Source organism: Betaproteobacteria bacterium (assembly GCA_009693245.1).
Lineage (GTDB): Bacteria > Pseudomonadota > Gammaproteobacteria > Burkholderiales > SHXO01 > SHXO01.
In genome coordinates this window covers 1-16,105 of the sequence record SHXO01000077.1, presented here as the reverse complement: position 1 = coordinate 16,105, position 16,105 = coordinate 1, and the positions used below count along the sequence as shown (strand labels likewise).

The window sequence follows — 16,105 nt, the reverse complement described above, 5'->3', positions numbered from 1 at the left end:
GAGTGAGTTGCTCGGCGCGCTCTTGTACATCGAAGAATCCAGGCTGCTTGGGTTTGGGTTGCTTCCTGCGTTTGTCTTTCTTCATCGGCCTCGGGATCACTTTGCGCTTCGAGGCTTTTTATCACATCGATTCCAAATGCTCTACTCTAGAATGCTGAATTATTAGAGGTGCCCTCAAGATCAAGGCGGCCCAATCGATGAAACGCCAGACCAGACAAGCTCCATACCCATGAAAATCCACGAATACCAAGCCAAAGAAGTGCTGCGTAAGTTCGGTGTGCCCACGCCAAGAGGCATTGCCTGTTACTCGGTAGATGAAGCCGTGGCCGCCGCAGGCTCGTTGGGCGGTCACGTTTGGGTGGTCAAAGCCCAGATCCACGCGGGGGGGCGTGGAAAAGGAGGTGGTGTAAAGCTGGCGAAGTCCAAGGACGAAGTACGTACTTACGCCGGACAAATTCTAGGCATGCAGTTGGTGACACATCAGACGGGTCCGGAGGGCCAAAAGGTAAGACGCCTTTTGATCGAAAAGGGCGCCGATATCAAGAAAGAGCTTTATTTAGGCATGGTGGTGGACCGTGGCACCCAGCGCGTTGCCCTGATGGCTTCGAGCGAAGGCGGCATGGACATCGAAGAAGTGGCCGCCCACACACCGGAAAAAATCCACAAGATATTTATCGACCCCGTGTCTGGTCTACGCGACCGGGAGGCTGATGACGTGGCGCGTAAGATCGGTATTCCCGAGGCCTCCCTCCCTCAGGCGCGCGCCGTGTTCCAAGGGCTCTACAAGGCCTTCGACGAAACGGACGCCAGCTTGGCCGAAATCAATCCCCTCATATTGAGCGGCGACGGCCGCGTGATTGCCCTCGACGGCAAGATGAATTTCGATTCCAATGCACTGTTCCGCCACGACGACATCGTCGCCATGCGCGATCTGGATGAAGAGGATCCGGCGGAAATCGAAGCCTCCAAATTCGATCTATCCTACATTTCGCTGGATGGCAACATCGGCTGCCTTGTGAACGGCGCGGGCTTGGCCATGGCCACCATGGACATCATCAAGCTCTACGGCGGGACCCCGGCCAATTTTCTTGATGTAGGAGGCGGGGCCACCACCGAAAAGGTCACGGAAGCCTTCAAGATCATGCTGAAGAATCCCAACATTCGCGCCATTCTGGTGAATATCTTCGGTGGCATCATGAAGTGCGATGTGATCGCCACCGGCGTAGTGGAGGCGGCGAGAATCGTGGGACTCAAGGTGCCGCTGGTCGTGCGTCTGGAAGGTACCAACGTGGAACTGGGAAAGAAAATCCTGGCGGATTCAGGCTTACCCATTATTTCCGGCTCCAACATGGCCGATGCCGCGCAGAAGGTGATGGCGGCGCTCAACAAGAAAGGGTAGGCGCGATGGCGATATTGATCGACAAAAATACCAAAGTCATCACCCAAGGCATCACCGGCAAGACAGGCCAGTTCCACACCCGCATGTGCCGCGATTACGCCAACGGCAAGAACTGCTTTGTCGCCGGTGTAAACCCTAAGAAGGCGGGCGAGGATTTCGAAGGCATTCCCATATTTGGCACCGTGAAGGATGCGAAAGAAACCACGGGCGCCACCGTGTCCGTGATTTACGTACCGCCTTCCTTTGCCGCGGCCGCCATCGACGAGGCCGTGGAGGCAGAACTCGATCTCGTCATCTGCATCACCGAAGGCATTCCGGTGCGGGACATGATCCGCACCAAGTACAAGATGCAAGGCAAGAAAACGCGCTTGATAGGTCCCAACTGCCCAGGTATCATCACTCCCGATGAAATCAAGATCGGCATCATGCCTGGCCATATTCACAAGAAAGGCCGCGTGGGGGTGGTGTCGCGCTCGGGAACGCTAACCTACGAAGCCGTGGGCCAGTTGATGGAATTGGGGCTGGGCCAATCCTCTTGCGTGGGGATCGGCGGCGATCCGGTCAACGGCATAAAGCACATCGACGTGCTCAGAATCTTCAACGACGATCCTCAAACCGACGCCGTCATCATGGTGGGGGAAATCGGCGGTTCCGACGAGGAGACAGCCGCTCTTTGGGTCAAGGACCACATGAAAAAACCCGTCGTGGGATTCATCGCTGGTATCACCGCGCCGCCAGGAAAACGCATGGGACACGCTGGGGCCATTATCTCCGGGGGAAAGGGCACTGCGACGGAGAAACTAGCGGTCATGGAAGCATGCGGCATCAAAGTAACGCGCAATCCCGCGGAGATGGGCAAGCTGCTCAAGTCGGTGTTGTGACGTAAGTGGGCGGCAAGGCCCCGAAGGAATAGGAGACCGTGGAGATTTCAAGCCCTCTATTTTGGACGGCGCTGATAGAGATCATTGGCGTCAATGTCATCCTGTCCGGCGACAACGCCGTGGTGATCGCCCTAGCGGCCCGCACTCTTCCGCCGGAGCAGCAGAAGAAAGCGATTCTGTACGGGAGCTTGGCCGCCATCGTCATGCGGGTCATCCTCACCATCGTCGCGGCCAAGCTGCTTACCCTGCCGTGGTTGAAAATCACCGGAAGCGTGCTGCTGATTTGGATTGGCATCAAGCTGATCATTCCCGAGGGTGAAGGGGAGCATGGTGGCGCCGCGCGCTCCTCAAGCGCGATCGCGGCCATCCGGACCATTCTCATCGCCGACTTGGTGATGAGCCTGGACAACGTGCTTGCCGTGGCGGCGGCGGCGAAGGACAGTATCCCGCTACTCGTTCTGGGTTTGGCGGTCAGTATCCCGATCATCATTTTCGGCAGCACCTTGATTCTGCGACTGATGGACCGCTTTCCCGTCATCATCACGGTGGGCGGCGCGCTTCTTGGTTACGTCGCGGGCGAGATGGCGGTGGGCGATTCCGCGATGTCCGCGTGGATCGATGATTACGCCCATTGGCTGCATTACGCCGCGCCCGCCGCGGGCGCGGTATTGGTGATTGCCGTGGGTAAGTGGTTCGCGTCGAAGGTCGCGGCGGGTGCCGAGGGAGGCGCCATCGAGGAAGTCATCGACCTCGATGCGCAGACGCGGCGTTGAGGCTTACACGCAAGAGGCCAACCATGAGAATACTGGTACCGGTGGACGGATCCGATAACGCCTTACGAGCCGTGGACTACGCTATTTCTACCCGTGACCTATACAAGGAGCCGGCGGAGATTCATCTTTTGAACGCTCAGCGCCCGGTGGTCTCCGGCAATGTGCGAGCCTTTATTTCTCAAGAGCAACTGCACAATTATTACGAGGAAGAGGGCACTCTCGCGCTAAATGGCGCGCGCGAGCGCCTGGACGGTTCTGGCATTGCCCACAGCGCACACGTAGCGGTCGGGGAAGAGGCCGCCAGTATCAGCCAGTACGCCGCCCAACATGATTGCAAGCTGATTGTGATGGGCACGCGCGGCATGGGTAGCATCGCCAATTTGCTGCTGGGTTCCGTGGCCGCCAAGGTTGTTCATCTGGCGCCGGTACCGGTAGTCCTGGTCAAGTAGGCCGCTTCTCGTTCGTCCGCTGTGCCTCTATTTCTCGCGCTAGGCATCGCGGGCAATAACAAGCCTGGGTAGGCCCCGGCACGGGAAGCGCGTGCGGATAACTCGTCGCGCACCAACAGGGTTGGGCGCCTTCCATCCCGCACTGAAACGTCTCTGCGCACGCCGCGCATTTCATGGCGCGCCCAAACGCGCGGGCATTGACTTGTTCTGACCTTCCTTGTGGTGGCGCGCGCACCCTAGCAACATCCGGCTCAATCGCCGGGAAAGGCGAATGCAAGGATACCGAAGATGATTAGAAAGTCCCATGGGCTTACCCAGATAGAGTTCGTCACCATGCTCACGGTGCTGAGCACTTTGTCCGCGGTGGCGCTTCCGAAGATGAGCGACATGAGCGATGAAGCCAGGCGGGCCACCTTGTTGCACTTGGCCTGGACCCTCACCCAAGCCTCCGTCCTTAACGAGGCCCAGGGCCAGCTCCGCGGAACCGCGGAAATCGTTTCCAATTGCCAAGACGCTGGCCCGCTCATTATGAATGCCTCCATGCAAGATGACCGCATGCGATGGCAAGAGCGTGATCTGCGGTTGTCGAACTCCGGGGAATCCGGGGGTTCGGCCGTCTATCGCGAATGTGTTCTCACCGATGTGCACGCTCCCGGTGTGGAGCCGGTGCGGTTTTTCATCAGGCGCTGCGGTGAACGGCACTGCGGTGAAGCTTAACGCGAAGACTGAGTCGCGCATGCGTGGCACTTCGGATCCTTACGCAGTTTCACCGAATGCCACGTCATGGTGAGTGCGTCGAGAAGTTGTAGCCGGCCCTTTAGGACTTCACCCGTTCCCGCGAGGATCTTTATGGCCTCGGCGGCTTGCATGGCGCCGATGATCCCCACCAACGGGGCGAATACGCCCATCACCGCGCAGCGTGTCTCCTCGATCTCGCCGCCTTCGGGAAAGAGGCATTCATAACACGGACTGGAACTATCGCGTAAATCGAACACGGAAATCTGCCCGTCGAAACGTACGGCCGCCCCGGAGACCAAGGGCTTGCGATACTTCACGCACGCACGGTTGATGGCGTGGCGCGTGGGGAAATTGTCGCTGGCGTCGACGACGACGTCCGCATCCTGAATTAACTGCTCCAGCCGCTCTCCTTCAACCCTCTCGGGAACCGGCTCGGCATTCACTTCCGGATTAATGCGCGCCAAGGTGGCCTTCGCCGATTCAACCTTGAGCTGGCCCACCGATCCCGTGTGATGCGCGATTTGGCGTTGCAGGTTGGTCAGGTCAACTATATCGGCGTCGCACAAAGTGATATTGCCGACACCACTCGCCGCTAGGTACATGGCTACGGGACTACCCAACCCCCCCAGACCCACGACCAGCGCACGGGCTTCGCACAACTTCTGCTGGCCATCGATGCCGATCTCCGGCAATAAAATATGGCGGCTGTAACGCAGAAGCTGAAGATCGTTCAGGTCCATGGTCATCAAAGAAAAAAGCCGCCGGGCGGCGGCCTTTTTCAAGAGGTTGCGAACTAGCGCTTGCTCAGAATCTGTAGACCCTTGAGCAAATTGATGGCTTGATTGAGTTGGTAATCGTTCTTGGAACCATACTCCATGGCGGCCGAAGGCTTCTTGTCCCCGTCGCTCTTGGATTCCGAGTCATCCGCTGGCTTCGCCGAAGGTTTGGAGGGATCGCCTCCCTTATCTTCCGAGGGGTTGGACAAATGGCGTTCCAAATCCGCTTCCCGCATCCGTAGGGTCGCTTCGGATTCGGTGATGGTGGCTTCTTCCACCAGGATATCTGGCGTGATGCCCTTGGCCTGGATGGACCGGCCGTTAGGGGTGTAGTAGCGCGCCGTGGTGAGTTTGATGGCGGTGTTATTTCCCAAGGGGAGAATGGTCTGCACGGACCCCTTGCCGAAACTTTGCGTACCCATGATGACCGCGCGCTTGTGATCTTGCAATGCGCCAGCGACGATCTCGGAGGCGGATGCGGACCCGCTGTTGACCAGCACCACCATGGGGACAGTCTTAACCCCGGCAGGCAGCCTCTTCATGAAGTCGTCGCGGCTGCCGCGCAAATAATACTCGGGACTGGCAAGGAGCCGCATCTTCGAATCCTCCGTGCGGCCATCGGTGTAGACCACCAAGGCATTGCTGGGAAGGAAAGCGGCCGATACCGCCACCGCCGAATTGAGCAATCCCCCGGGATCATTGCGCAGATCGAGCACCAGCCCTTTCACGCCTGCCGGATTGTCCTTATAAATTTTCTCAAGCGCCGTGATCAGTTTCTCCGCGGTGTGCTCCTGGAACTGCGTGATGCGCACGTATCCGAATCCGGTTTCGATGGCCTTGCTCTTGACGCTCTGAATCTGAATAACCGCACGGGTAAGAGTAAAGACCCTGGGCTTGGACTCGCCTTTGCGGATCACGGTCAGCGTGATGTCCGTATTGGGCTTGCCGCGCATGCGCTTGACGGCATCGTTGAGCGACATACCCTTCACGTTGGCATCGTCAAGTTTGATGATGAGATCACCGGGTTTGAGCCCCGCCCGGTGAGCTGGCGTATCTTCAATGGGAGATACGACTTTGACAAAGCCCTCTTCCATGCCAACTTCGATGCCCAGGCCCCCGAATTCGCCTTGAGTTCCGACCTGAAGCTCCTTGAAGGCTTCGGCGTCGAGGTAGGAGGAATGGGGATCCAGGCCTGTCAGCATGCCATTGATGGCCTCGCTGATGAGCTTTTTATCATCGACCGCCTCGACATAATCGCTCTTGATTCGGCCGAAGACTTCCGTAAAGGCCCGCAAGTCCTCGATAGGCAAGGGACCAGGAGTCTTCTGCGCCACGGCGGAAAGATTCAAGGTGATCAATATTCCGATCACGGCGCCAGCAGTGATCATCGCAGCGGATTTAAATTTTGTACGCATTGCAGTCTCCTACAGGTGGTCTTCTGGTACGGATGGGTTGCCGCTGCATGAACTGGAGAAAACACCTCCTAGTCATTTACCGAGCCATCCATTTCATGGGGTCGACCGGTTTGCCCTGTATTCTTAGCTCGAAGTATAAACCTGATTCCCCGGCGCCGCCGCTTCCGGTGAGAGCGATTTTGTCGCCCGCATCGACTTTATCGCCGACTTTGCGCGCCAGCGACTGGTTGTATCCGTATAGACTCATATAGCCTTCCCCATGGTCCAGGATCAGGAGTTTGCCGAATCCTCGCAGCGCATCCGCATAAGCGACTTCGCCGGAAGCGATGGCTTTTACCGCTTCACCGTTCTGGGTAGCGATCACCAAGCCTTTCCAAGACAAACCAGTGTCCGCACGTGGACTCCCGAAGCGATTCATGAGTTCCCCTATTACCGGCAATCTAAGTTTGCCCTTGAGCTTGGAGAACGCTACCTCGCCTACAGGCTCTGGGGCCTTGAGATTGAATTTTTTCATGTCCCTTGATTTCCTGGCGAGTTCTCTTGCGAGATGAGTCACCAAGGACGCCAGGCGCTGCTCGTCTTTTTTGAGAGTTTCGATTTCTTGTTTTTGTTTCTGGATATCGGTCGCGACCTTGGCCAGCAAGCCCTCACGCGCCAAGCGCTCCTTCTCCAGGCGCTTTCTTTCTTTCTCCGCCGCGTCGTGCAGGGCTTCGAGCTCCTTGCTTTTCTCTTGGGTTTGGGCGGCAAGGCCGTCCAATTGCGCGAGACTCTCTCGCAGATCGCCGATCACCTTGCCGCGCGACTTGGAAATGTAGGAGAAGTAGTGCAGATTACGGGCCAATTCACCGGCATCTCGTCCCGTGAACACGAGTTGCAAGGATTCGGGGGCCCCTCTCAAGTATTGCTGGTGCACGAGAGCGGCGAGGAGGGCGCGCTGTTCGGCGAGCGTGGCGTGCAGAGAGACGCGTTGCTGTTCCAACTCAAGCAACTGAGTTTGAAGCGTTTTGAGTTTGCCTTGTAATTCCTTTAGCTTGTGCCGTGCACCGATTATTTCTTGGTCGGAGCTCTTCACAGCCCTGGCGGCTATTTGGCGAGTCTGCTCTTTTTGCGAGATTTCCTTTTCCAGTTGTTCGATGCGCTCCCGCACGGCTTTGAGATCTTCGGAGGGCGTGTTCGCGCCAAACCCCAAGCAAACAAAGCCTGCGAGCAGCAACGCTAGCGGCAAACGCATGCGACGAATCATCCGGCGCGATTCACGCCTTCGCCTTGCCCTGTGCCGCCACGGCTTTGATGGCATTTTCCACTTTGGCGGGGTCGCCCAGGTAATAGTGGCGCAGTGGTTTCAACCGGGCGTCTAGTTCATAAACGAGAGGAATGGCGGTGGGAATATTCAATCCCACGATTTCTTGGTCCGATACCTGGTCAAGATATTTGATGAGGGCGCGCAGGGAGTTGCCGTGCGCCGCGATCACTACGCGCTGGCCCGAGGCAACCAATGGCGCGATTTCCTTCGTCCAATAGGGCACTACTCGCGCCACGGTTTCTTTCAAGGACTCGGTGCGCGGAATAGCCTGGGGATTTAGCCCCGCGTAGCGCGGGTCGCGTCCTGGGTAGCGCGCATCCGAGTGGTCCAGCTCCGGCGGAGGAATGTCGTAACTGCGGCGCCATACGAGCACTTGGTTTTCGCCATATTGGGCCGCGGTCTGCGCCTTGTTCATCCCTTGCAGCGCGCCGTAATGGCGTTCGTTGAGCTGCCAAGCTTGGCGTACTGGAATCCACATCAAGTCCAGTTCATCCAACGCGATCCACAGGGTACGGATCGCGCGGCGAAGAACGGAAGTGAAGGCCACATCGAAGGCAAAACCTTCCGCCTTGAGCAGCTTGCCCGCTTCGCGTGCCTCTTCGCGGCCGGCTTCGGATAGATCCACATCGGTCCAACCGCTGAAGCGGTTCTCCTTGTTCCATACACTCTCGCCATGGCGGAACAATACAATTTTGAACATAGGCAGAATTTCCTCGGGTCACATTCCACGTATTCTAGGGGGATATACCTAGACACCACGGCCGGCAGCCATGACACGATTTCACGACGGATCTCATGATGAGGGGCAAGCCCACGGTACGCGGCGTTGGTGGCTGGTGCTGGGCGCCTTGGGGCTCATGTTCAGCTTACCCTTCCTCGCGCCTTTCAAGGCCCCGCCCGTTCCGAGTTTTCACGCCGAGGCGATTGCGGCCGCTCTGGGTTTAGCAGCGATTTCTCTGGCGGTGGCGTTTCGGCTTTCTTCGGCGGTCCCGCTGCCGAGGGTGGGGCTCATTCCTCTCATTTTGTGCGCGCTGCTGGTGGGGCAAGTGTTGGTGCGCCACGTGCCGGCGCCGCAGCCGGCGTTGCTCGCATGCTTATACCTATTGTGGGCGGGGGGGCTGATCATCGCAGCGGCCGCCTTGCGCGAAGCTTTGGGATTGACTCGCGCCGCCAACGCGCTGGCTGGCTTCGTGGTTGCCGGAGGAGTATTGAGCGCGTTGGCGGGCGCGGCTCAAGTATTTAGATCGGACGTGCTCGCCTCTTGGGTTACCGCCTCGGGCGGCGCTGTATGGGGCAATCTGGGGCAGCCCAACCACTTCGCCAATTATCTCTCCCTGGCCTTGTGCTCGGTACTTTTGTTGTGGGCGAATGGCAAGCTGCGTACCGTATCGCTGGGGGTCATTGCGGGACTGCTATGTTGCATGCTGCCGCTATCGGGCTCACGCTCCATCTGGCTCTACGCCGCGAGCTTCGTACTAGTCGCGGGAATATGGCTATACCGGGATCGTTCGGCCACCAACCGGAAATTGTTCTTCGCCACGCTATGCCTTATTCCGGTCATGCTTGGCGCGGACCTCACCTGGGATTGGTTAGGTATTGAAGGGCTCACGCGGCCCACTAGCCTTGACCGCATGCAAGGCGTTGCCCTGGAAGAGCGCCCTTATATCTGGGCCGCCGCTTGGCGCATGATTCAGGCGGCCCCTTGGGCCGGTACCGGTTGGGGACAGTTTGGCTGGCAGCATTTTCTGATCAATGGCCAGCAGGCCGAGCCGCTCTCCGGGTACACCCATCATGCGCATAACATCGTACTGCACTTGTGGGCGGAGCTCGGAGTGCCCGGATTAATAGCGGTGGCGCTAGGGACCCTGCTTTGGTTCATGGCGGTGCGCAAGCTCGCCACCACGCCCGCCACCTGGTGGGTGGTAAGCATGACGGGGGTGCTTGCCATTCACTCCATGCTCGAATACCCGCTGTGGTACACCTACTTTCTTGGCATTGCCGCCGTTGTTCTTGGCCTGACCCATGACGCCAAGCTAGAATCGGTGTCCTCTCGTTCATGGCGAGTGGCCTTTGCCGTGGGATTGGCCTTGGGATGGTTCGGGCTGGCCCAGTTGTTCCGGGATTACGTTTATCTAGAGAACTTTCTCGCGTTTCGCTACCGCTACATCGACGCCACCGCGCTGGTGAACCAGCGCGCCAAGGAAATGCTGCTCGACATTCGCCGGGAGTCCTTGCTGGCGCCCTACGTGGAACTCGGACTGGCGCGCTCCATCCAGATCAGTCCGGAGCAATTGGAGGCAAAGCGCAAGGTGAATGCTCACGCCATGCGCAATTTCCCGATAGACGATGTGGTGTACCGGCAAGCCATGTTGCTGGCGTTGGGCGGCCAGACCCAGGAAGCCATCCAGCAATGGGATCTCTCCGAGGCATCCTATCCCGCGCTTACGGAGGATGCGCTGAGAGTCTTGCGGCGGCGAACGGAAGATTTAGGCGGTGGCCTGCAAGGGCTGCTGGCCCATGTGGAATCGAAACCCAGGAGACGATGAGTGAAATTTGTTCAGGAAAATATCTGGTTGTTCATGATGGCGGTGGTCAGCGGCGCATTATTCATATGGCCCACCATTTCCAAGCGTTTGTCGGGCGCCAAGCATGTATCCGCCTTCGAAGCGGTGCAGCTTATCAACCGAAAAGACGCGGTGGTCGTCGATGTGCGCGAGCCCGCCGAGTTCAAGAGCGCTCATGTGGCCAATTCGCGCAATATTCCCTTCGGCGAACTGGAATCCAAACTGAAGGAGCTTGAGAAATTCAAGGACCGGCCGATTTTGTTGTTATGCCAAGCGGGTAACCGCTCGGCCACGGCGACCGGTACCTTGAAGAAAGCTGGGTTCATGGACGTGGCGGCCTTGGCGGGCGGCTTGGCGGCCTGGCAGCAAGCCGGGATGCCAGTCAGCAAGAGTTCTTGACCGAATTCATGGGTAGTACGTAACGCGATGAGGTGAGCGAAATTTTTCCCAAGGTAAGCATGTACTGCACGGGCTACTGTCCTTATTGCACCATGGCGGAGCAGTTGCTGGCTAGCAAGGGCGTGCGGGACGTCGAGAAGATCCGCGTGGATCTCGATCCAAAACGGCGCGCGGAAATGATGGAGCGCACCGCGCGGCGCACGGTTCCGCAAATCTACGTGGGCGATTTTCACGTCGGCGGTTTCGACGACTTATCCGCTCTGGACCGCGCCGGTAAACTCGGTCCGCTCTTGAGCGGCGAGTAGAATGCGCGCTTTATCGTAAAGCGAGTCATCATGGCTGAAGAGCAAGCCCCGGTATTCAACATCGAGAAAATCTACGTGAGGGACCTCTCCATCGAGGTTCCCAATGCTCCTCAGGTTTTCCTGGAAAGAGAATCTCCCAAGATCGATATCCAGCTTTCCACCAAAGCCAACCCCATCAACGACGCGCACTACGAGGTGGTGCTTAGCGTGACCGCGACGGCGACCTTTCCTCCCAAATTGCCGGACGGCAAGACCGAGGCGAAATCCGTGTTCCTCGTGGAAGCCCACCAGGCTGGCGTCTTCCAGATTCGCAATATCCCGAAGGAGAACATCGAACAGGTGCTGGCGATTCATTGTCCCAACATTTTGTTTCCCTATGTTCGCGAGACCATATCCGACGCCGTGTCGCGCGCGGGGTTTCCCTCCTTCTTCCTCGCCCCCGTCAATTTCGAGGCGATCCACCAGGCGCGCCTGCAAGCGCAGGCGCAACAAGCCAGTCCCACCCAGCACTAGAGAATGCGAGCCTACGCCAGCCGGCGAATACTCGCGTTTGCCTTAGTCCTATGTCCCGCGATGGGACAGGCCTTGGAGTACCGCTCCATTCGCATGTCCGGCGCGGTGCTCTACGACGCGCCGTCGGCTAGCGCGAAGAAGCTGTACATCTTGAGCGGTGGTTATCCGGTGGAGGTCGTCGTATCGGTGGAAGGATGGCAAAAGGTGCGCGATGCCAGCGGGGGGTTGGCGTGGATTGCGTTGGCGGATCTGTCCGAAGAAAAAACGGTGATGATTTCCACGGCGCGCGCGGCGGTAAAGAGCGAGCCCGGGGATGATGCGATCACCGTCTTTGAAGCCGAGCAAGGGGTCGTGCTCAAGGTGTTGGAGAGCGCCAATGGCTGGCTCAAGGTGCAACACCTGGACGGTTCCTCCGGCTTTGTGCGCATCGGCCAAGTTTGGGGCGGATGAATACGGGCATTCTCGGCGGCGGCGCTTGGGGTAGTGCTCTAGCCAGCTCCTTGTCCGGCGGGCACGACGTGGAGTTGTGGGGACGGGATGCCGGGTTATTGGAGAAAATGCGCCACGGCCGGCGCAATGACAAGTACCTTCCTGGCATCGCGTTGCACGACGCCATCCGGTTTACCTCCGAGTTCGAGAGCGCTTGCGCGAACAAGGATCTCATCGTCATCGCCACACCGGTCGGCGGGTTGCGCGAGACGCTCTCAAATCTCCGAGATGCGGGTTGCAAGACCCCCGTGCTATGGCTGTGCAAGGGATTCGAGCGCGGCACCGCGAAACTACCCCATCAGGTCGCGCAAGAAGAACTCCCGTGCGGCGTGAAGTGTGGAACGCTCTCGGGCCCCAGCTTCGCGAAGGATGTCGCGCGCGGATTGCCCGCGGCCCTCACCCTCGCTTCCGCTGACGCGAAATTCGGGCGAGATATGGGGTTGGCGCTCAACAGTTCGCGCCTGCGCATTTACTCCAGCGACGATCTCACTGGCGTGGAAGTGGGTGGAGCGGTCAAGAACGTGATCGCCATCGCCGCTGGTATTTCCGATGGGCTGGGGCTGGGCGAGAGTGCCCGTGCCGCCCTGATCACCCGGGGCCTGGCCGAACTCACGCGCCTGGGCCTGGGCCTGGGGGGCAAACTGGATACCTTTCTGGGATTGGCGGGGGCGGGGGATCTCATGCTCACCTGCACCTCGGACCAATCGCGCAACCGGAAAGTGGGGCTCGCCTTGGCCAAGGGGGACAGCCTGGGCGACATCCTGGCTCGTTTAGGACATGTCGCCGAAGGTGTCTACACCGCCCAGGAAGCCTTGCGCTTGGGCGAACGGCTGGGCGTGGAGACTCCGATCACGAGCGCGGTATGTGGCGTGCTCCAGGGCAAACTCACACCGCGCGCGGCCGTGGACGAGCTCATGCGGCGCGAGCCCAAGCGCGACTCTCCTGTCTGAATTACTCCCCGGCCGCGTTCGCAAACCCGTTCTGGCGCCAAGCCTCATAGACCAACACCGCCACGGTGTTGGATAGATTAAGGCTTCGGTTACCCGGCATCATCGGCAGCCGGATTCGGCAGTCCCCCGCGAAGCTCTCCAACAAGGCCTGCGGCAACCCGCGCGTCTCGGGGCCGAACACGAAGGCATCCCCGGGCTGGTAAAGAATTTGGTCGTGGCGCCGTAATCCCCTCGTCGAGACGGGAAAAATTCTCTTGCCGCCCAGTACCCCGAGGCATTGCTCCCATGATTCGTGGGTGCGGATGCTGGCGAACTCGTGATAGTCCAGCCCGGCGCGTTTGAGTTGGACGTCGCCGAGCTTGAATCCCAAGGGGTGAACCAGATGAAGGCGTGCTCCTGTATTGGCGCACAGACGGATGATGTTTCCCGTATTGGGAGGAATTTCTGGTTGGTACAAGACCACATCGAACATTTGACCGAACCTTGATTATCGACAGCGACCATATTCTCAGATCTCGCGACTCCATGGCCACCCCGCAGAAAATACGCCTCGGCGATGCATTAATCAAGCAGCGCCTGATCAACGAGCAGCAGTTGAAGGATGCTCTCGACCAGCAGCGCAAGTCGGGCAAGAAGTTGGGCCGCGTGGTCATCGAAATGGGCTTGGCCACGGAGAACCAGCTGGGAATTGCCTTCGTCGATCTGGAGCGCCAGGATATCAACCTGGAATCCGCCCGCGTCCTCACGGAGAACCAGGCACGCCGCTTCCGGGCATTGGTGCTGAGCCCCACGGAAGGCGCGGCCATCGTCGCCATGTCCGATCCCACGGACGTGCTGGTGTTCGGCGAGTAAGTATGCCGAAGCGGTTGCCTTGGCGCCAAGGAATCCCGCGTATCACATCGGGATGGGTTACTCGTTGCGCAACGATGGCCAGTACGCCGCCGCCCGCGCGGCATTTCAGCGTGTGAGCGAGATGGAAGGCGCCGGTGCTGCGCTGTCGAACCTGGCGCAGCAGCAACTCCAATCTTTGGAGAGGCTCCTGGCGAGCGCGCCTAAGAAGTAGGGCGTTCCGGCGTGCGCGCCACGATCCACCCCGTGACCCGGCTGGCGCCCGCGCGCTTGAGGGTGCGCGCCATTTCATCGAGCGTGGCGCCGCTGGTCATGACATCGTCCACGACGGCAATGTGAGCGCCTTCTAATCTCGTCTCGCAGCGAAAGGCATTACGCAGATTGGCGCGGCGCTGGGCAAGGGGCTGGCCCATCTGCGGCGCCGTATGCCACTGGCGTTCGCACACACCGATGGCGAGGGGGACACTCAACTCCATTGCGATGACGCGGGCGATTTCGGTGGCTTGATTGAAGCCTCGCTCGCGCAGCCTCTCTTTGGACAAAGGCACCGGCAGAACGAAATCGGGGCGTGCTTGTTGTGCCAGGACGGCGCGCATTTCGCGGCCCAATATCCCGGAGACTGCTAAAGTGTTGGCGAATTTAAGGCGCGCGATGAGTTTATCCACGGGGAAGGCATAGAGAAATCCGGCGCTCACGGCGTCGAAGCGGGGTGGGCGCTTGAGGCAGCGCCCGCATATGTCAGACGTGCTGGTGGGGATGGCGCACACGGGACAATTCAGGGCGGGCAGCCACGGCAAATCCTCCCGGCACCCCGCGCACAGACCGCCGGTGCTCGCCCGTGCCCCGCACAACATGCAAGGCTCGGGTAGCCAGCGCGCGAGGGCGGCCATGTACCGGGCGACAATTTTCATGGACACGAAAAGAACTCTGGATAGATTGGATAAACGGGCGCTGCGGCGTACCTTCGACCGTTTGGCGCCAGCATACCTTGCGGCGGCGCAGGTACAAAGCGAGATATGCCAGCGCATGCTGGCACGCATGGAGCTGGTGCGGCTCACCCCTGTCGTGATTCTGGATGCGGGGGCTGGTCCTGGCATTGCCGCGCGCGCCATGGCGCTGCGTTATCCGCGCGCCCTCATGATCGCGTTGGATCTATCGTTCGGCATGCTGCGCCAGATCCCGCGCCCGGGCCGGCTGCCATCTTGGCTGGGAGGGGCGAAGGAGCCAGCCGTGAGCGCGGTGTGCGCGGACTTCGAGCACTTGCCCCTCGCAAACGCCAGTGTGGATTGCGTCGTGTCCAATCTTGCGCTGGCATGGTCTGAGGATTTGGCGCGCTCTTTATCGGAAATCCATCGCGTGCTGAAGCCAGGGGGATTGCTCATGTTCTCCACCTTGGGGCCAGACACCTTGCTGGAATGGGGGCACAAACGCACGCCCGCGATGACGCAACGCCTGGTGGATATGCACGACCTGGGTGATCTCCTGTCGCACCTGGGTTATGCCGGACCCGTGATGGACCAGGAGCACTTGCGATTGACCTACTCGCATGTTTCGAAGTTGCTCGCCGACCTAAAGCATTGGGGCGGCCTGAGTGTTGCCATGTGTCGTCCGCGCGGCTTGGGCGGGAGGCGGAGTCTTGCCAGTATTAGCGCGGATAAAGCCACCCTCGAAGTGGTCCATGGTCACGCATGGAAACCGCAGGCCTCGGCCTCGCCCCGTTCTAAGGACGGACAATCGGTGATTCGCTTTGTCGGAAAGAACTAACACCAACACAATGGAATACCGCTGATTCGATTGGTGTCTTCTTGCTTTCACGGTTAGCGCTGTGCTAGAGTTCGCGCCGCTTGGGAGGGAGCCCATGCGACGGGCCATGAACCATATCATCATGGAATATACCGAAGCCAAGGCGGCGGTCGAATTCATGTTGGTCGCCCGCCGCGATCACTCTCTTTCGCCTGTTGGCCGGCAGTTCGTTCTTGCCTCCTTCTTCTTGGTTTCCACCGCCATCTCATTGGCTTTCTTCGCCGTTGGGGCGTGGCCGGTGTTGCCCTTCGCGGGCCTGGAGTTGGCGGCGGTTTGTTGGGCGTTTCGATGCGTCGCGCGGCACGCGGCCGATTTCGAAAGCATCGTCATCGACGGCGACCGTGTAGTGATTGAACGCCAGGCGCAAGGCCAGACCAACCGGTTCGAGTTCAACAGGTACTGGGCTCAGGTACGTTGCATCCCGGCGCGTTCGGGGCAGCCCGCTTCCCTCGTGGTGCGATCCCATGGAAGGGAAGTTGTATTTGGGCGCCACTTGCCA

21 protein-coding genes are annotated in these 16,105 nt (G+C 59.3%); 14 read left to right on the top strand and 7 right to left on the bottom strand.

What is annotated here, in order from left to right; all coding sequences use genetic code 11:
* The first annotated feature begins 229 nt into the window (after positions 1–229).
* Genes EXR36_12385 through EXR36_12370 form a run of 4 tightly spaced genes read left to right on the top strand, consistent with a single transcriptional unit; the run spans position 230 to position 3,502 of the window.
* The gene (locus EXR36_12385) at positions 230–1,399 is read left to right on the top strand and encodes an ADP-forming succinate--CoA ligase subunit beta (protein ID MSQ60407.1); all 1,170 of its coding nucleotides are present in this window, start codon (positions 230–232) and stop codon (positions 1,397–1,399) included.
* A gap of 5 nt (positions 1,400–1,404) precedes the next feature.
* The gene (gene sucD / locus EXR36_12380; GenBank protein MSQ60406.1) at positions 1,405–2,280 is read left to right on the top strand and encodes a succinate--CoA ligase subunit alpha; all 876 of its coding nucleotides are present in this window, start codon (positions 1,405–1,407) and stop codon (positions 2,278–2,280) included.
* A 38-nt stretch (positions 2,281–2,318) separates the two neighbouring features.
* Positions 2,319–3,053 (top strand): TerC family protein, encoded by a 735-nt coding sequence (locus EXR36_12375; protein MSQ60405.1) that lies wholly within the window; start codon positions 2,319–2,321, stop codon positions 3,051–3,053.
* A 23-nt stretch (positions 3,054–3,076) separates the two neighbouring features.
* Positions 3,077–3,502, top strand: a complete 426-nt coding sequence (locus tag EXR36_12370; protein MSQ60404.1) for a universal stress protein — start codon at positions 3,077–3,079, stop codon at positions 3,500–3,502.
* Here the strand turns inward: EXR36_12370 and EXR36_12365 are convergent.
* Entirely contained in the window at positions 3,495–3,677 is a 183-nt protein-coding gene (locus tag EXR36_12365) for a hypothetical protein (protein MSQ60403.1), read from the bottom strand. The two genes, EXR36_12370 and EXR36_12365, sit on opposite strands and share 8 nt — an antisense overlap.
* Positions 3,678–3,790: 113 nt before the next feature.
* Here EXR36_12365 and EXR36_12360 point away from each other — a divergent pair, with 113 nt between their 5' ends.
* The gene (locus EXR36_12360) at positions 3,791–4,219 is read left to right on the top strand and encodes a hypothetical protein (protein MSQ60402.1); all 429 of its coding nucleotides are present in this window, start codon (positions 3,791–3,793) and stop codon (positions 4,217–4,219) included.
* Here EXR36_12360 and EXR36_12355 read toward each other — a convergent pair.
* From EXR36_12355 to EXR36_12340, 4 genes are all read right to left on the bottom strand, one after another.
* Positions 4,216–4,974, bottom strand: coding sequence for a HesA/MoeB/ThiF family protein (locus tag EXR36_12355; GenBank protein MSQ60401.1), 759 nt, complete (start codon positions 4,972–4,974; stop codon positions 4,216–4,218). The two genes, EXR36_12360 and EXR36_12355, sit on opposite strands and share 4 nt — an antisense overlap.
* A 59-nt stretch (positions 4,975–5,033) precedes the next feature.
* Positions 5,034–6,431: a S41 family peptidase gene (locus EXR36_12350; GenBank protein MSQ60400.1), complete on the bottom strand. Its 1,398-nt coding sequence runs from the start codon at positions 6,429–6,431 to the stop codon at positions 5,034–5,036.
* Between the two features lie 76 nt (positions 6,432–6,507).
* Positions 6,508–7,728, bottom strand: coding sequence for a peptidase M23 (locus tag EXR36_12345; protein MSQ60399.1), 1,221 nt, complete (start codon positions 7,726–7,728; stop codon positions 6,508–6,510).
* Positions 7,685–8,434, bottom strand: a complete 750-nt coding sequence (locus EXR36_12340; protein ID MSQ60398.1) for a 2,3-diphosphoglycerate-dependent phosphoglycerate mutase — start codon at positions 8,432–8,434, stop codon at positions 7,685–7,687. Before EXR36_12340 ends, EXR36_12345 begins: the two co-directional genes overlap by 44 nt.
* 70 nt (positions 8,435–8,504) lie before the next feature.
* Here EXR36_12340 and EXR36_12335 point away from each other — a divergent pair, with 70 nt between their 5' ends.
* The 6 genes from EXR36_12335 to EXR36_12310 are packed head-to-tail and all read left to right on the top strand — an operon-like array spanning position 8,505 to position 12,954.
* Positions 8,505–10,280, top strand: coding sequence for a hypothetical protein (locus EXR36_12335; protein ID MSQ60397.1), 1,776 nt, complete (start codon positions 8,505–8,507; stop codon positions 10,278–10,280).
* A 33-nt stretch (positions 10,281–10,313) separates the two neighbouring features.
* Positions 10,314–10,697: a rhodanese-like domain-containing protein gene (locus EXR36_12330; protein MSQ60396.1), complete on the top strand. Its 384-nt coding sequence runs from the start codon at positions 10,314–10,316 to the stop codon at positions 10,695–10,697.
* A 59-nt stretch (positions 10,698–10,756) separates the two neighbouring features.
* Entirely contained in the window at positions 10,757–11,002 is a 246-nt protein-coding gene (gene grxC / locus EXR36_12325; GenBank protein MSQ60395.1) for a glutaredoxin 3, read from the top strand.
* Positions 11,003–11,032: 30 nt separating this feature from the next.
* Entirely contained in the window at positions 11,033–11,515 is a 483-nt protein-coding gene (gene secB, locus EXR36_12320; protein MSQ60394.1) for a protein-export chaperone SecB, read from the top strand.
* A gap of 3 nt (positions 11,516–11,518) precedes the next feature.
* Positions 11,519–11,965 (top strand): hypothetical protein, encoded by a 447-nt coding sequence (locus EXR36_12315; GenBank protein MSQ60393.1) that lies wholly within the window; start codon positions 11,519–11,521, stop codon positions 11,963–11,965.
* On the top strand, positions 11,962–12,954 hold the full coding sequence (locus EXR36_12310) for an NAD(P)-dependent glycerol-3-phosphate dehydrogenase (GenBank protein MSQ60392.1): 993 nt from the start codon (positions 11,962–11,964) through the stop codon (positions 12,952–12,954). The genes EXR36_12315 and EXR36_12310 overlap by 4 nt, the downstream gene beginning before the upstream one ends.
* Position 12,955: 1 nt before the next feature.
* Here EXR36_12310 and trmL read toward each other — a convergent pair whose 3' ends face one another.
* Positions 12,956–13,426 (bottom strand): tRNA (uridine(34)/cytosine(34)/5-carboxymethylaminomethyluridine(34)-2'-O)-methyltransferase TrmL, encoded by a 471-nt coding sequence (gene trmL, locus EXR36_12305; protein MSQ60391.1) that lies wholly within the window; start codon positions 13,424–13,426, stop codon positions 12,956–12,958.
* A 53-nt stretch (positions 13,427–13,479) separates the two neighbouring features.
* Here trmL and EXR36_12300 point away from each other — a divergent pair, with 53 nt between their 5' ends.
* On the top strand, positions 13,480–13,806 hold the full coding sequence (locus EXR36_12300; GenBank protein MSQ60390.1) for a hypothetical protein: 327 nt from the start codon (positions 13,480–13,482) through the stop codon (positions 13,804–13,806).
* Positions 13,807–14,006: 200 nt separating this feature from the next.
* Here the strand turns inward: EXR36_12300 and EXR36_12295 are convergent, their stop codons facing one another.
* Complete coding sequence (locus EXR36_12295) at positions 14,007–14,693, bottom strand: ComF family protein (protein MSQ60389.1); 687 nt, start codon at positions 14,691–14,693, stop codon at positions 14,007–14,009.
* Between the two features lie 19 nt (positions 14,694–14,712).
* On the opposite strand from EXR36_12295, the gene EXR36_12290 reads away from it, so the two are divergent.
* The gene (locus EXR36_12290) at positions 14,713–15,567 is read left to right on the top strand and encodes a methyltransferase domain-containing protein (protein MSQ60388.1); all 855 of its coding nucleotides are present in this window, start codon (positions 14,713–14,715) and stop codon (positions 15,565–15,567) included.
* Positions 15,568–15,661: 94 nt separating this feature from the next.
* The coding region (locus EXR36_12285; GenBank protein MSQ60387.1) for a DUF2244 domain-containing protein at positions 15,662–16,105 on the top strand (444 nt) is incomplete at its 3' end.

Bases quoted from the DNA above. Each gene is read 5' to 3' on its own strand.
- EXR36_12340 (MSQ60398.1), bottom strand. From the start codon at position 8,434: ATGTTCAAAATTGTATTGTTCCGCCATGGCGAGAGTGTATGGAACAAG.
- secB (MSQ60394.1), top strand. From the start codon at position 11,033: ATGGCTGAAGAGCAAGCCCCGGTATTCAACATCGAGAAAATCTACGTG.
- EXR36_12360 (MSQ60402.1), top strand. From the start codon at position 3,791: ATGATTAGAAAGTCCCATGGGCTTACCCAGATAGAGTTCGTCACCATG.
- EXR36_12295 (MSQ60389.1), bottom strand. From the start codon at position 14,693: ATGGCCGCCCTCGCGCGCTGGCTACCCGAGCCTTGCATGTTGTGCGGG.
- sucD (MSQ60406.1), top strand. From the start codon at position 1,405: ATGGCGATATTGATCGACAAAAATACCAAAGTCATCACCCAAGGCATC.
- EXR36_12290 (MSQ60388.1), top strand. From the start codon at position 14,713: ATGGACACGAAAAGAACTCTGGATAGATTGGATAAACGGGCGCTGCGG.
- EXR36_12365 (MSQ60403.1), bottom strand. From the start codon at position 3,677: ATGAAATGCGCGGCGTGCGCAGAGACGTTTCAGTGCGGGATGGAAGGC.
- EXR36_12345 (MSQ60399.1), bottom strand. From the start codon at position 7,728: ATGCCATCAAAGCCGTGGCGGCACAGGGCAAGGCGAAGGCGTGAATCG.
- EXR36_12350 (MSQ60400.1), bottom strand. From the start codon at position 6,431: ATGCGTACAAAATTTAAATCCGCTGCGATGATCACTGCTGGCGCCGTG.
- grxC (MSQ60395.1), top strand. From the start codon at position 10,757: ATGTACTGCACGGGCTACTGTCCTTATTGCACCATGGCGGAGCAGTTG.
- EXR36_12370 (MSQ60404.1), top strand. From the start codon at position 3,077: ATGAGAATACTGGTACCGGTGGACGGATCCGATAACGCCTTACGAGCC.
- EXR36_12330 (MSQ60396.1), top strand. From the start codon at position 10,314: ATGATGGCGGTGGTCAGCGGCGCATTATTCATATGGCCCACCATTTCC.
- EXR36_12385 (MSQ60407.1), top strand. From the start codon at position 230: ATGAAAATCCACGAATACCAAGCCAAAGAAGTGCTGCGTAAGTTCGGT.
- EXR36_12300 (MSQ60390.1), top strand. From the start codon at position 13,480: ATGGCCACCCCGCAGAAAATACGCCTCGGCGATGCATTAATCAAGCAG.
- EXR36_12335 (MSQ60397.1), top strand. From the start codon at position 8,505: ATGACACGATTTCACGACGGATCTCATGATGAGGGGCAAGCCCACGGT.
- EXR36_12315 (MSQ60393.1), top strand. From the start codon at position 11,519: ATGCGAGCCTACGCCAGCCGGCGAATACTCGCGTTTGCCTTAGTCCTA.
- trmL (MSQ60391.1), bottom strand. From the start codon at position 13,426: ATGTTCGATGTGGTCTTGTACCAACCAGAAATTCCTCCCAATACGGGA.
- EXR36_12310 (MSQ60392.1), top strand. From the start codon at position 11,962: ATGAATACGGGCATTCTCGGCGGCGGCGCTTGGGGTAGTGCTCTAGCC.